The 11,818-nt window shown below is 42.1% G+C and carries 15 protein-coding genes; 14 read left to right on the top strand and 1 reads right to left on the bottom strand.

From position 1 onward, the window contains the following. The first annotated feature begins 59 nt into the window (after window positions 1-59). The 8 genes from ACYTPF_RS11100 to ACYTPF_RS11135 all read left to right on the top strand — a co-directional run bounded on the left by ACYTPF_RS11100 (window position 60) and on the right by ACYTPF_RS11135 (window position 6,594). Entirely contained in the window at window positions 60-878 is an 819-nt protein-coding gene (locus ACYTPF_RS11100; RefSeq protein WP_334050058.1) for a TnsA endonuclease N-terminal domain-containing protein, read from the top strand. Further along, a complete protein-coding gene (locus tag ACYTPF_RS11105; protein WP_461852251.1) occupies window positions 865-2,949 on the top strand; it encodes a Mu transposase C-terminal domain-containing protein in 2,085 nt (694 codons plus the stop codon). The genes ACYTPF_RS11100 and ACYTPF_RS11105 overlap by 14 nt, the downstream gene beginning before the upstream one ends. Beyond that, window positions 2,946-4,571, top strand: coding sequence for an ATP-binding protein (locus ACYTPF_RS11110; protein WP_118491367.1), 1,626 nt, complete (start codon window positions 2,946-2,948; stop codon window positions 4,569-4,571). The genes ACYTPF_RS11105 and ACYTPF_RS11110 overlap by 4 nt, the downstream gene beginning before the upstream one ends. A 218-nt stretch (window positions 4,572-4,789) precedes the next feature. After that, window positions 4,790-5,002, top strand: a complete 213-nt coding sequence (locus tag ACYTPF_RS11115; RefSeq protein WP_118491370.1) for a hypothetical protein — start codon at window positions 4,790-4,792, stop codon at window positions 5,000-5,002. A gap of 221 nt (window positions 5,003-5,223) precedes the next feature. After that, window positions 5,224-5,607: a MerR family transcriptional regulator gene (locus ACYTPF_RS11120; RefSeq protein WP_118495350.1), complete on the top strand. Its 384-nt coding sequence runs from the start codon at window positions 5,224-5,226 to the stop codon at window positions 5,605-5,607. Between the two features lie 75 nt (window positions 5,608-5,682). Continuing rightward, a complete protein-coding gene (locus ACYTPF_RS11125; protein WP_118495351.1) occupies window positions 5,683-6,027 on the top strand; it encodes a mercuric transporter MerT family protein in 345 nt (114 codons plus the stop codon). A gap of 31 nt (window positions 6,028-6,058) precedes the next feature. Further along, entirely contained in the window at window positions 6,059-6,334 is a 276-nt protein-coding gene (gene merP / locus ACYTPF_RS11130) for a mercury resistance system periplasmic binding protein MerP (RefSeq protein WP_461852253.1), read from the top strand. 47 nt (window positions 6,335-6,381) lie between these two features. Beyond that, window positions 6,382-6,594, top strand: a complete 213-nt coding sequence (locus ACYTPF_RS11135) for a GDCCVxC domain-containing (seleno)protein (RefSeq protein ID WP_118491375.1) — start codon at window positions 6,382-6,384, stop codon at window positions 6,592-6,594. Here the strand turns inward: ACYTPF_RS11135 and cadR are convergent. Further along, complete coding sequence (cadR, locus tag ACYTPF_RS11140; protein WP_461852254.1) at window positions 6,591-7,031, bottom strand: Cd(II)/Pb(II)-responsive transcriptional regulator; 441 nt, start codon at window positions 7,029-7,031, stop codon at window positions 6,591-6,593. The genes ACYTPF_RS11135 and cadR overlap by 4 nt on opposite strands. A 79-nt stretch (window positions 7,032-7,110) precedes the next feature. On the opposite strand from cadR, the gene ACYTPF_RS11145 reads away from it, so the two are divergent. From ACYTPF_RS11145 to ACYTPF_RS11170, 6 genes are all read left to right on the top strand, one after another. Next, complete coding sequence (locus ACYTPF_RS11145) at window positions 7,111-7,737, top strand: cation transporter (RefSeq protein WP_014951211.1); 627 nt, start codon at window positions 7,111-7,113, stop codon at window positions 7,735-7,737. Continuing rightward, complete coding sequence (locus tag ACYTPF_RS11150) at window positions 7,734-8,099, top strand: DUF3703 domain-containing protein (protein ID WP_014951212.1); 366 nt, start codon at window positions 7,734-7,736, stop codon at window positions 8,097-8,099. The genes ACYTPF_RS11145 and ACYTPF_RS11150 overlap by 4 nt, the downstream gene beginning before the upstream one ends. Next, window positions 8,086-8,985: a cation diffusion facilitator family transporter gene (locus tag ACYTPF_RS11155; protein ID WP_014951213.1), complete on the top strand. Its 900-nt coding sequence runs from the start codon at window positions 8,086-8,088 to the stop codon at window positions 8,983-8,985. Before ACYTPF_RS11150 ends, ACYTPF_RS11155 begins: the two co-directional genes overlap by 14 nt. A gap of 19 nt (window positions 8,986-9,004) precedes the next feature. Then, a complete protein-coding gene (locus ACYTPF_RS11160) occupies window positions 9,005-9,382 on the top strand; it encodes a hypothetical protein (RefSeq protein WP_014951214.1) in 378 nt (125 codons plus the stop codon). Window positions 9,383-9,454: 72 nt separating this feature from the next. Next, a complete protein-coding gene (locus ACYTPF_RS11165) occupies window positions 9,455-10,852 on the top strand; it encodes a TolC family protein (RefSeq protein WP_461852255.1) in 1,398 nt (465 codons plus the stop codon). Then, window positions 10,845-11,774 (top strand): efflux RND transporter periplasmic adaptor subunit, encoded by a 930-nt coding sequence (locus ACYTPF_RS11170; RefSeq protein ID WP_461852256.1) that lies wholly within the window; start codon window positions 10,845-10,847, stop codon window positions 11,772-11,774. Before ACYTPF_RS11165 ends, ACYTPF_RS11170 begins: the two co-directional genes overlap by 8 nt. Window positions 11,775-11,818 lie beyond the last annotated feature (44 nt).

The raw sequence follows: 11,818 nt of genomic DNA on the forward strand, positions 1-11,818 counted from the left end.
TAGGTAATAAAAGTAGATTAGTTTATGCTCTATGTCATAGGTGGCATAGGGCGTAGGCGATGAAGAAACTGCAATGGCTGACAAGAGAAGAAATCGATAAGCGCTTCGCAAGCGGCAGAGGAATGGGCCGTAAAAGCGAATATCAGCCATGGATTTACATTCAAGAAATATCCAGTGATGGCACGAGTTATCGTGCCTTATCTCACCGCACCGGCAGAGTAGTTCACTTGCTTTCCAAGCTAGAATACCTTGCTTTTTCACTCTACGACTGGAATGAGTCAATTTATGACATTCGAGAGCAGTATCCGTTTGCTCTAGAAACCACTCTGGAAGTAGCCGACAAAGCGGGCATAAAACATCCGCAAAAAGGCAATAAATATCACGTATTCACCACTGATTTGTTATTAGACTTTGATGGGTTAGAGAGCAATCAAGTCGCGATTCAGGTCAAATACAATGATGAGCTGATGGATAAAAATGTTATTGCTAAGCTCGAAATAGAGAGGCGAAGTTGTCTGGCCAAAGGAATGCAGTGGAAGTTAATTACTGAACTCGACATACCTCATGTTCAACAAGCCAATATTGACTGGATACTAGGAGGAAAGGACCTTCACATTGGCGAATCTATTCAAATGCAAGTTTATGATCTTTGGGAAGAGATAAAGCGCTTCCCTGACATTAAGCTCGCTAAAGCTTGCTCAGATTATGATAAGCGTCATGGGCTTCCGTCAGGGGAAGCATTAAAGTTAGCTCGAAACGCCTTCAGCTACCGATTGCTGGCGTTTGATATCCATAAGCCCTATCAATACCTTATCTGCTCTGACATCCATAGCGTGACCTTCGGGTTCGATAGCGGAGATTTATATGCTGTTGGTTAATAGCGTAGTTGAAGATAACGGTCAATTTTATAGGGTGTTAGCCATCACACCGAATCACGCTATTTGGATTGATATATACAAACGACTTGCTGATCCTATCGAATTTGACATAAGCGCAATAGCCGAAGCTATTCAAAACAAACACGCACGAGTCGTCAATGATCCGTTCATTGATGAAACACTAAAACACCCCACCGAAGCTCAAAAAAACCGGCTAGAAGCGAACTGGTTAGTTATGCAAAAAGTTGCTGATAATCCTTATCGGCTCTTCAAGCATGGATGGCTTCGACTCTACGAGGAAGTTATCGATCAGAATCATCCTGAGTTTTCTAAAAAACACTTTTACAAGCTCCTGCGTCAATTTTTACAGCGTGGCCAGAACAAAAATGCCCTAAGACCTGATTTCCACAAGCAGGGTGCGCCAAAGCAACCGAGAAACATTGCTAATAAAAAAGTAGGCAGACCGCGTATCACGACTGTTGGCACAGGCATCCCAATTACGGATGAGATTAAACAATTGTTTAGGGAGGCCATTGATAAGTATTATTTGAATTCCATGAGAATGCCGTGGACAAAAGTTCATGACCTAATGCTACTTAAATTTAGGAAGCAATATCCCACTATTGCACGTCAAGATTCACCAACTGTTACGCAGCTAAAACACTTGTTTAATATGGAATACAAGGCCATTAAAACCGCACAAGCACGTAACACCGCAATAGCGTTCGAAAAGGACGTAAGACAACTTACCAGTACTGCAACGGCTCAAGTGTTAGGACCCGGAGACAGGTTTGAGTTTGACGCCACCATTATTGATCTTTATTTGGTCAGTGAAAAAGACCCATCAAAAATTATTGGTCGACCCACGCTTCTTATTGTAATCGATGTTTTTTCTCGTTTAACGGCAGGTTTCTACCTAACTTTTGAACCACCATCCTATGTTTTAGCCATGATGTCATTGGCAAACTGTTTAGAAAATAAAGTAGACGTTTGTAGGCGTTTAGGCATTTCAATCGAGTTTGAAGATTGGCCAGCGCTAGGTCTTCCAACGGCAGTATTAGCGGATAAAGGAGAGCTTCTTACCCACCAAGCAGATTTTTTAGTCAACGTGTTTAACACCCGTATAGAAAACGCAAAAGCTCGCCGAGGTGACGCTAAAGGCATTGTTGAACAGAGATTTAGAACCTTACAGGCTGAATTTAAGCCTTATGCCCCCGGCGTTGTGACAACAGAAACAGTTAAAAAAAGAGGGGGTAAGGATTATCGCCTAGATGCGAAATTGTCTCTGCGACAAATGGAAGAGATCATTGCCTTACTTATATACAAGCATAATTTAAAAGGGATGAAAAAATATGATGCTGATGAAGGGATTCCCGATGACCTGCCCTACACCCCAAAAGACTTGTGGCAATGGGGAATAACGAATAGGTCTGGTGCCTTAAAATCATATGACGTGGAAAAGTTTAAGGTGCTAACTTTACCGAGAAATACCGCGACGGTTTCAAATGAAGGAATAAAGTATCAGTCTCTGACTTATAGTTGTTCAGAGGCTTTCGAAAAAGGATGGTTTATTCGAGACAAGCATCGAACCAGACCACAGAAAGTCGAAATAGGATTTGACCCAAGGAGCACGAATAAAATTTATGTGTTCCCACTGGGGCAGACTTCTCAGTATTGGATAGCGCAGTTGACCGACCGAAGCCGCGCGTATAAAGATATGACGTTTTATGAAGCCAAGCTTTCGATGCAAGTAAGTAAACTAGCAAACAGTGAGGCAGCCAATGCCAATAAAGACAAACAGCTCTCTGCTGATGAAGAAATTCAAAAGCGCATGGAGTCAGCAGAAAAGCGAGCCAAAACTGGCAGCATATCTACATCCAATAGTGCTCGTATTAAATCTATAAAAAGTAATAAAAAGGAAGCTATAGCTCAAGAGCGCAAGGAACGTGCGGTCGGCAGCATTCCTGATAATGGTACTAAAGCACCGCCAAATAATGTTCAACCGATGAAAAGACAGGAAGATTTCTCTCACCCTGATATTCCAGATGATATATATGGAGACGAAGATTGAAAACGCCTTATGTAGCGGTAACAGCAAATTATATTGATCCGGGGCTAGAAGAGTATCGTGGTAACCCGCTTATTGAAGCCTTGCCTAAGATTTACGAGGACGATCTTGTATTAGCAAAGACATTGGCATCCCGCCCAACACATAGTGAGGGTGACTTAAAGCTACATCCTAAATTGCGAATGCACGCGTTAGGGCGATTACTTGATGGTGACTTTTTTCATCCATTGCCAAACCACCTAAACCTCGAAAAAAAGTTGTCCCTGATGATTCGTAGCGGTTACGTTAAACGAAACCCTGCAAAACATTACGACAAAAAATTGATGCAAGAAAACTATTTAAAATCTCAAGGAAAAGAAGAGAGAATTCAAATATTCCCTACCACAGATCGATCAGTTCAGAGTACGACGTTAATTGGCTGCTCTGGAAGTGGCAAAACTACGGCGGTAAGGAAAGTTTTATCAACATACCCTCAATTAATTGAGCACCCTGACTACAACATGCATCAACAACTCGTCTACGTGGTTGTTGAATGTCCCTATAACGGCGATTTAGCGAATCTATGTAAGAATTTCTTTCACTCGATTGACGAGGTGCTCAATACTAAGTATCACCGACGCTATGGTTATGAGATTCGAGTAGGCGAAAAAACTTTATTGCAAGCAATGAAACAGATAGTGATAGACCATTCGCTGGGTTTACTTGTGATAGACGAGATTCAGCACCTGCAAGATACCAAAGACAAACGTGATGAACTGTTAAACTTTTTTACTGAATTGACTAATACCATCGGTGTTCCAGTACTTATCGTCGGAACTCCAAAAGCCTCGGGTATTTGGAAGGATTTGCGTGGCGCTAGGAGGGAAATTGGTTTTGGTAGTATGAACTGGGGAATATCCAAAACTGAAAGCGATATGAAGCAATGGCGGAGCTTTTCTATGCGACTATGGCGTTTTCAATGGGTTAAGAAGCGAACCCAAACGCCGGATAGCGATCTGCTTGAACACTTATTCGTACTGTCGCAGGGTATTATTGACATCACAATTAAGCTGTTTGTGATTGCACAGATAAGAGCAATTGTTACAAAAGCTGAAGAAATCACTATTCCATTGCTTGATACCGTTTATGCGGAAGAAATGAAAAGCGTACACCCTATGCTAGACGCTTTACGCTCTGGTAACGAGAAGGAAATCCTGAAGTATTCTGACCTTTTGATACCTACGGTTGATATTGAGGATGTTGTGAAAAACATGCCGCAATATGTTGAGGAACTTGATAAGTCAGAGCAGAGGGAGCCTGAAGAAAATGAGCTGAAATCATTATTAGAGTTTTTCAAACTCGACTACAAGGAGCATGTCAGTGAAATTGCGCTTTTAAAAGATGAGTACCCTGACATCGACAATGTCAGCCTTGTAAGAAAGTTAATTGCTGAAGTTGATGCAAGCAAAGTAAGTTTAAAATCGGTTCAGAAAAAAGAGCAAAAACCAAAGACCAACGTCATCCCTTACGCCAAATGGTCGAAGCTTGACCATGATGATCTTCGGTATATTCGTTCCCAGTCCAATACTGAGTCCGAGATGCACTCGAATCTGGTCAAGGCTGGCTTAATAGCTGCTGTGGATTAGCTTTATTTGCATGAGGTTGATTTTGGTTGTGAGAGCTACCTGTATTTGAAACATCTGGCTGGCTTTGTTCTTTTATACTACGACAGGACTTTTCTTTCTCATGAATCAACACTATCTTGTATGTTGAAGTTATTTGGTTAGGCATGAGAATGGGCGTATGAGTTTCTGGCAACTCTCGAAATTAGTCGGCTTTTAGCTTCTTATTCAAAGGAGATTTCATGGATAAACTTGATGTTCTTCGACTTGCTGAAAGGGTCGCCCAAGAATCGGCATCGGGTTCTATTGCGGCCGAACTTTTGAGTAATGGAAATGATTTGTATGAGCCTAGTCAGACAAGTAAGAAACTCAGGCGAATTACACCGAATGGTGAAATTTCCGAAGGCTATCTTAAGGAAAATCGATTCGTCGTAGAAAAGATCTTTACCGTTTAACGCGATAGTTGATTTTTTGGGAAAAGGGCTAATACTCTCCTCAGATTTACTAGTGTTATCAGGAAGGGAAATTATCGGTCTAATTACCGAGCGACTTTGTCGCATGAAACTTTGCAGTTACTGTTATTTTCCGCCATGAATCTATGAAAACTTGCTTTAAAGTATGACCTAATGCCACTTTTTGCTTAATGAAGATAGACTCAGACTATGCGGGGCAATTAATGTACACAATAAGTAAACTTGCGAAAGAAGCAAATGTAGGTGTAGAAACCATTCGTTTCTATGAAAGGAAGGCCTTATTGGAACAACCGATAAAACCATTGCAAGGATACAGGCAATATACACAGCAGGCACTTACCAGAGTGTTATTTATAAAGCGTGCTCAGTATTTAGGTTTTACATTGGCTGAAATATCATCACTATTAGTCTTAAGTGCCAGCAGCTGTGACGACGTCCAGTCCCTCGCTGAGCATAAACTGGATATTATTGAAGATAAGTTAAAAGACTTAAATCGTCTTAAAGGCAGCCTTGAATCCCTCGTATCAGACTGTAAAAACAACCCGAAAAACAAAATCTGCCCCATCATTCAGTCACTCCAGCCGTAAAATAACACTACCACTTGACTCCGTACCTAGATACGGAGTGTATGCTTCAGATTGTTTAAAAAATTACGTCATAATATGGTAAAAAGTAGTCAACTATCTATCTTAGGCGGTCTTGTTGCCGCCATCGGTGCTAGTGCATGTTGTGCTGGGCCGCTGGTGCTTCTTTTAATGGGTATTAGCGGAACGTGGATCAGCCATCTAACGCTTTTAGACCCTTATCGCCCTATTTTTATTTTTGCCGTAGTAGTTTTATTTGGGTTTGCAGGGTGGCAAACCCATCGGCCCATAAACGACTGTGCAAAAGGTGAGTTATGTTCAATCTCTAAAGTAAGAGCGCGAAGAAAAGTAATTTTTTGGTCTACCGCGCTGTTGGCGTTTCTTTTTATCACCAGTAATTACTGGATTATATGGCTAGTATAGCTACTATCACCTTAATTTTATCGGAGAAAAAATGAAGAAAATTTTTATCACATCACTGTTGTTAATAAGCAGCACTGCAACATTCGCGAAAGATGTAACACTTACTTTAGAAGTGCCTTCAATGGATTGTGCTACATGCCCGATAACAGTAAAAAAAGCGCTTGAGCGTGTTGAAGGTGTAATGAAAGTGGATGTTACATTCGAAAATAAACTTGCTGTTGTAAAATTTGACGATGAAGTAACTAACCCGGATGTACTAACGAAAGCGACAGAGAATGCTGGTTTCCCTTCACGAGTAAAATCGTAACTTATTTTCGAATTGTTCTCTTTAACTTACATGTGGAGCACTGCGCTTTGGCGAAAATAGAGCTTTTATCGGCAATTACATGTCCTCAATGCAATCATAGCCAGCAAGAGGAAATGCCAACCACTGCATGTCAATTTTTCTATGAATGCACTCACTGCAAAACAGTGTTGAAACCTCTTAGCGGAGACTGCTGCGTTTACTGCTCATATGGAACAGTTAAATGCCCCCCAATTCAAGAGGGTAGCGGTTGTTGCGGTTAGCAGATTAGCTGGGACTCATTATCCGTATTAGAAGAACACGCCTCTGCAATGCTATCTAATTGATGCAATACCCCGCACTCTTTAACCTTCTTATCATGATCGCAAGCAGAACGAATTGAAATCAGTGTTTCTTGTAGTACTTTTAATTCAGCTATCCGATGTTCGATATCGTCAACATGCTTATCTATTGTAGTATTAACGTTTTCGCAGCTATTCTCTGGGTTTGCTCGGGTTTCCAGTACTAATTTAATTTCCTCGATTGTCATATCTAATGCGCGACATTGCTTTATAAACAATAACTGCTTCAGTGCATCTTCAGAGTAGCTTCGATAATTCGATGCCGTTCGCTCAGGTGCAGCCAATAGTGATTTACGCTCATAAAAACGAATTGTCTGAATACTCAACCCTGTCTTAGCTGCCAGAAGCCCAATTTTCATTTTAACTTGCCTAAAGCTTGACTCTATACCAAGTATAGAGTTTACACTCGCGTTATAGGTGAGTAAAGCGAGTGTTTTTATGAGTGGTTGTGGGTGCGAAATTGAGATAAAAGACCAAGAACAAAAGGCAGTTCTCTACTGGCTATTGGGCATCAATGCTGTGATGTTTATCATTGAAATGAGTGTAGGGTTACTCGCTGACTCAACAGCACTTATTGCAGACTCCCTTGATATGTTGGCTGACGCAGTCGTTTACGGTGTTGGTATATATGCAGTAGGGAAAACAATTGTTCACAAAGCCAATGCTGCAAAGGTAAGTGGATATTTTCAATTGGCATTAGGCCTATTAATTTTGTTTGACATAGCTCGTCGCGCAACCTTTGGAAGTGGGCCTGAATCTATGCTTATGATGGGCATGGGCGGTGTTGCACTTATCGCTAACGTTATATGTTTGGCGATAATCAGAAAACAAAAAAATGGCGAGGTGCATATGCGAGCAAGTTGGATATTCTCGGCAAACGACGTCATTGCAAACATAGGAGTGATATTGGCGGGTGTGATGGTTTATCTATTCGATACTCGTTGGCCTGATTTGGTCATAGGTTTTATTGTGTCTATCGTTGTGTTACGAGGCGCAGTCTTAATTCTAAAAGACGCCAGACAGGAATTCCGTGAAAACAGCTCGACGAATGGAGAGATCGTATGAATTTCACTCAAGCAGCAAAACCTTACATACTTCAAAAACTGAGCGCCGCGCATCAATCCCTTTCGAACAATGACAATAAAGCAGGATTTAAGGCCTTAGAGGATGCTCATGTCATCGGTCAGCACTCAACATACCACCACACACGAGTGCATTATGAAATGCTTAAATTTGGAATAGAACGCCGCGACCTTAAAGAGATATTTGGACAAATTTTTAGAATGCTAGGTGCGCTGACTAAAACTCCAATTGGCTTATTGCCTGAGGGCAATACTGGTGGGGCAAACGTGAGTCCATTCAAGTCAATGTCTATTTCACCCGAAAACAAAGCCATATTGGAAAAAATTAGAAATGCACAGTCATAACCATTCACACTCGCAAGAGAATTCAACCGACGCGTCTAAACGTATTGGATGGGCGTTTTTCTTAAATGTGGTGTTCACTGTTATTGAATTCATTGGTGGATGGCTTACCAACAGCACCGCTATTATGGCTGACGCAGTGCACGATTTGGGTGATAGTCTTTCCATTGGTACAGCGTGGGGATTAAACAAGCTTAGCGATAAAGATTCTAATCAAACATTCTCATACGGCTACAAAAGATTTTCCTTACTCGGTGCATTGATTAACGGTATTGTGCTGACGGTAGGCTCCATTTGGATATTGCTTGAAGCGATACCTCGTTTGGCTGAGCCTGAAATGCCCCAAGTTGAAGGGATGGTTTTATTGTCTATCTTTGGGATGGCAGTAAACGGCTTTGCGGCTTATAAACTGAGTGAGGGAGACTCATTAAATGAGCGAGTCCTCAACTGGCATTTGCTGGAAGATGTGCTTGGTTGGGTAGCAGTATTTATCGTGTCCATCGTCTTAATGTTTAAGCCTTGGCCTATTTTAGATCCAATCTTATCCATTGGCTTTACTTTGTTCATCCTTTTCAATGTGTTCCGCAATCTCAAAGAAACCCTAATGCTGTTTTTGCAAGCAACGCCCGATGAAGAACAGCTTTCAAAGATTCGAAGCGATTTACTGGCAAACGATAAGGTAAGTGATCTTCATCATTTTCATATTTGGTCTCTAGACGGTGAGCGTAACGTAATGACGGTCCATCTTGTTCTTGATGAAGATGTCAGTCTTGAGCACCTCCAATCACTCAAAGAAAACATACACAGTTCGTTAGAAAAGTATAAATTTGAACATACGACAGTTGAGCTGGAGTTTGCTAATGAACAATGTCGTGACGAAGTGAATTAGGCGTGGTAACCTTTCATACATGAAAAATCTAAAACGCATAAGTTACATCGTGATCTCGCTGATACTCTTTCAGTCGTTTTCTGCTGTGGCGAATTCGTTAGATTTTCATGCAATAGACATTCAGCACTTGCAACACGAGCATAAGCATTCTGAGCACGAGCAAGTGCAGTCTGAGCTGTCTGCCAATGAAACCAGTGATAAAGTAAGTACAGAGCACCACAATCCTGCTGATTGTCACCATTGCGGCCACTGCCATGGCACACATGCACAATGGGTCAGTCAGAGTCATATCAACAGTCTGAAAACAGTGGTTTCAGTCCACAATTTCAACTATTTAGATGCGGTAATTGACGCACCTATTAACCGCTTACTTCGCCCCCCCAAAATTACTTCCTAGTACGTTTTTTCGATAGCACCGCGCTGATAACACTCGCGATGCTAAATATTGATAAATTATTAGGATATTCCAATGAAAATGTTTCCTATTTTCGGGCATGCATCTGCCATTGTGTGCAGTTGCATACTGGGCTTATTACTCAGTCCACCGACCGCTCATGCGGCGAAAACCAACAGATTTGTAGACAAAAGTGTCCAAGCGCCCATACGAGAAACGCTGACTCTTGAGGACGCTATTAGACTAACACTTGCCAATAATCCAAGTCTGTATGAGTTTAAATTTAAACAACGTGTTATAGACGGAGAGTCAAAAACGGCGGCGCTTAAACCCGCATTGAATGCAGGGGTTGAATTAGAGAACTTTTTGGGAACTGGCGAGGTATCAGGTCTCAAAGAGCTTGAAGTTACCTTGACATTATCATCAGTGTTACAGCTCAATGATAAGCCAGCAGCAAGGTTGAATGTACTCTCTGAACGGAGAATACAGCAAGATGTTGAAAAGCAAATACGCACCTTAGATATCCTCGGTGAGCTTAATCGTCGTTACATCAAAGTACTCGTATTGCAGGCGAACTTAGACGTCATAAAAGATGCAGAGGCACTTGCACTTTATACATTGAATGCCGTAACGAAACGCGTTGAAGCAGGCGCGTCCCCCTTGTTAGAACAAAAACGTGCCCAAGCTGCGCTGGCCCAAGCAAAGCTCGATGTTAATCTAGCTCAACAGGACCTAACGTTTGCCTTGCGCAGTTTATCCATCATGTGGGGGGAGCAGGTACCGAGCTTTAAGCGTGTGGAAGGCGATCTTTTTGCTTTTAATAAGATTGAGTCGTTTGATGCGCTGGCAGTCGCAATCCAAAATAGCCCTCACATTGACCTATACGCTAAACAAAGCCGTGTGCAAGCGGCGCAGCTTCGTTTAGTGCAAGCGAATAACCGCGCTGATATTGAGTGGTCAGCGGGGCTTCGCAGAATGCAAGGTATTGATGAAACAGCACTGGTTGCCGGAGTAAGCGTTCCATTGTTTCAAAAAGAACGAAACCTTGGTGAATATGAAGCAAACAGGGCACGTCTTGACGCAATAGAGCAGCAAAGACAAAGCAACGTTCGAAGCCTATTACATTCAGTTAATCAAGCGTTAGGCGAACATACACGAGCATTGCTAGAGATTGACACACTTCAGCGCAAGGTGATTCCTCCGTTAAAGGGCGCGTTAGATTTAGTCGAGAACGCCTATTTGGAGGGCCGTTTCAGCTACTTGGAATGGGTAACTACTCGACAAGAATTTCTGACAACCCGGCTGACATTAATAGAGGCAGCGTCTCAAGTTCACTTAAGCAAAACAGAAATTGAAACACTCACAGGTCTCGCGCTGACGAATGAGCACAATGATGACTCATTTCACCCAAGTCACAAAAGCAATTGGCAGCAGTCATCTAACATTTCGATAAGAAGTCATGATTATGAATAAATTCACACTACAAAAAGTACTTATTTCTATCTTCACCCTTAGCCTTTATAGCCTAACCGCAATCGCAGGAGGTAAACACAGTGATGTAAGTTCCAGCGATCAAGACAATCACGCAGGTGAAGTCGTAAGAATGAGCAATGAAACAGCAATTCAGAATGGTATTTCTGCAACTCCCGTGCTCGCACGCGAAATTGCGGTAAAAGCTACACTTTACGGACGAATTAGTGCAGATCCCGCCTCATTAAGTCATATAAGAGCACGCTTTGACGGCGTTATTAAGGATGTAAAAGTTAATATTGGAGACCCCGTTAAGAAAGGCGATATTTTAGCAGTTGTGGAGTCCAATGAGAGTTTGAAAAGTTATTCCATCACGTCACCTTTTGATGGCAATGTGATTGCGCGACATGCGAATAATGGTGAGCTATCAAACGGGCAAGTACTCTTTTCGTTAGCTAACTATAAAAAAGTATGGGCACAACTAACCGTTTTTTCGCAAATGCTTAGCAACATAAAGGTTGGACAGTCAGTTGACCTAAGCCACGCAGGTTTCAACCAAACCTCCAAAATTGCTTACATTACGCCTTCCGCTGATGGCAATCCACACTCTCTTGCCAATGTAACTGTCGACAATAGTACTGGATATTGGCCACTCGGTACGCTGGTCAAAGCACAGGTTACGACATCAACTAAGTCAGTCAATCATGCTGTTCCTCTATCTGCTGTGCAAGAGTATGAAGCCAAGCAAGTTGTGTTTGTGGTTGAGGGTGATGAGTATGAGCCCAGAGCGGTCGAGCTTGGGATCTCAGATGGTCACTATATCGAGGTCATCAGTGGCCTTGAAACAGGCGAACGTGTCGTGGCTTCCAATAGTTACATGATTAAAGCAGATTTAGAAAAATCGGAGGCAGGCCATGATCATTAACGCCTCACCACATAAAATGTTTTCCTGCCAATTGGCGTGTAGTT

Source organism: Alteromonas sp. HB246098, from assembly GCF_054890645.1.

Bases quoted from the DNA above. Each gene is read 5' to 3' on its own strand.
- ACYTPF_RS11100 (WP_334050058.1), top strand. From the start codon at position 60: ATGAAGAAACTGCAATGGCTGACAAGAGAAGAAATCGATAAGCGCTTC.
- ACYTPF_RS11105 (WP_461852251.1), top strand. From the start codon at position 865: ATGCTGTTGGTTAATAGCGTAGTTGAAGATAACGGTCAATTTTATAGG.
- ACYTPF_RS11115 (WP_118491370.1), top strand. From the start codon at position 4,790: ATGGATAAACTTGATGTTCTTCGACTTGCTGAAAGGGTCGCCCAAGAA.
- ACYTPF_RS11120 (WP_118495350.1), top strand. From the start codon at position 5,224: ATGTACACAATAAGTAAACTTGCGAAAGAAGCAAATGTAGGTGTAGAA.
- ACYTPF_RS11125 (WP_118495351.1), top strand. From the start codon at position 5,683: ATGGTAAAAAGTAGTCAACTATCTATCTTAGGCGGTCTTGTTGCCGCC.
- merP (WP_461852253.1), top strand. From the start codon at position 6,059: ATGAAGAAAATTTTTATCACATCACTGTTGTTAATAAGCAGCACTGCA.
- cadR (WP_461852254.1), bottom strand. From the start codon at position 7,031: ATGAAAATTGGGCTTCTGGCAGCTAAGACAGGGTTGAGTATTCAGACA.
- ACYTPF_RS11145 (WP_014951211.1), top strand. From the start codon at position 7,111: ATGAGTGGTTGTGGGTGCGAAATTGAGATAAAAGACCAAGAACAAAAG.
- ACYTPF_RS11150 (WP_014951212.1), top strand. From the start codon at position 7,734: ATGAATTTCACTCAAGCAGCAAAACCTTACATACTTCAAAAACTGAGC.
- ACYTPF_RS11155 (WP_014951213.1), top strand. From the start codon at position 8,086: ATGCACAGTCATAACCATTCACACTCGCAAGAGAATTCAACCGACGCG.
- ACYTPF_RS11160 (WP_014951214.1), top strand. From the start codon at position 9,005: ATGAAAAATCTAAAACGCATAAGTTACATCGTGATCTCGCTGATACTC.
- ACYTPF_RS11165 (WP_461852255.1), top strand. From the start codon at position 9,455: ATGAAAATGTTTCCTATTTTCGGGCATGCATCTGCCATTGTGTGCAGT.
- ACYTPF_RS11170 (WP_461852256.1), top strand. From the start codon at position 10,845: ATGAATAAATTCACACTACAAAAAGTACTTATTTCTATCTTCACCCTT.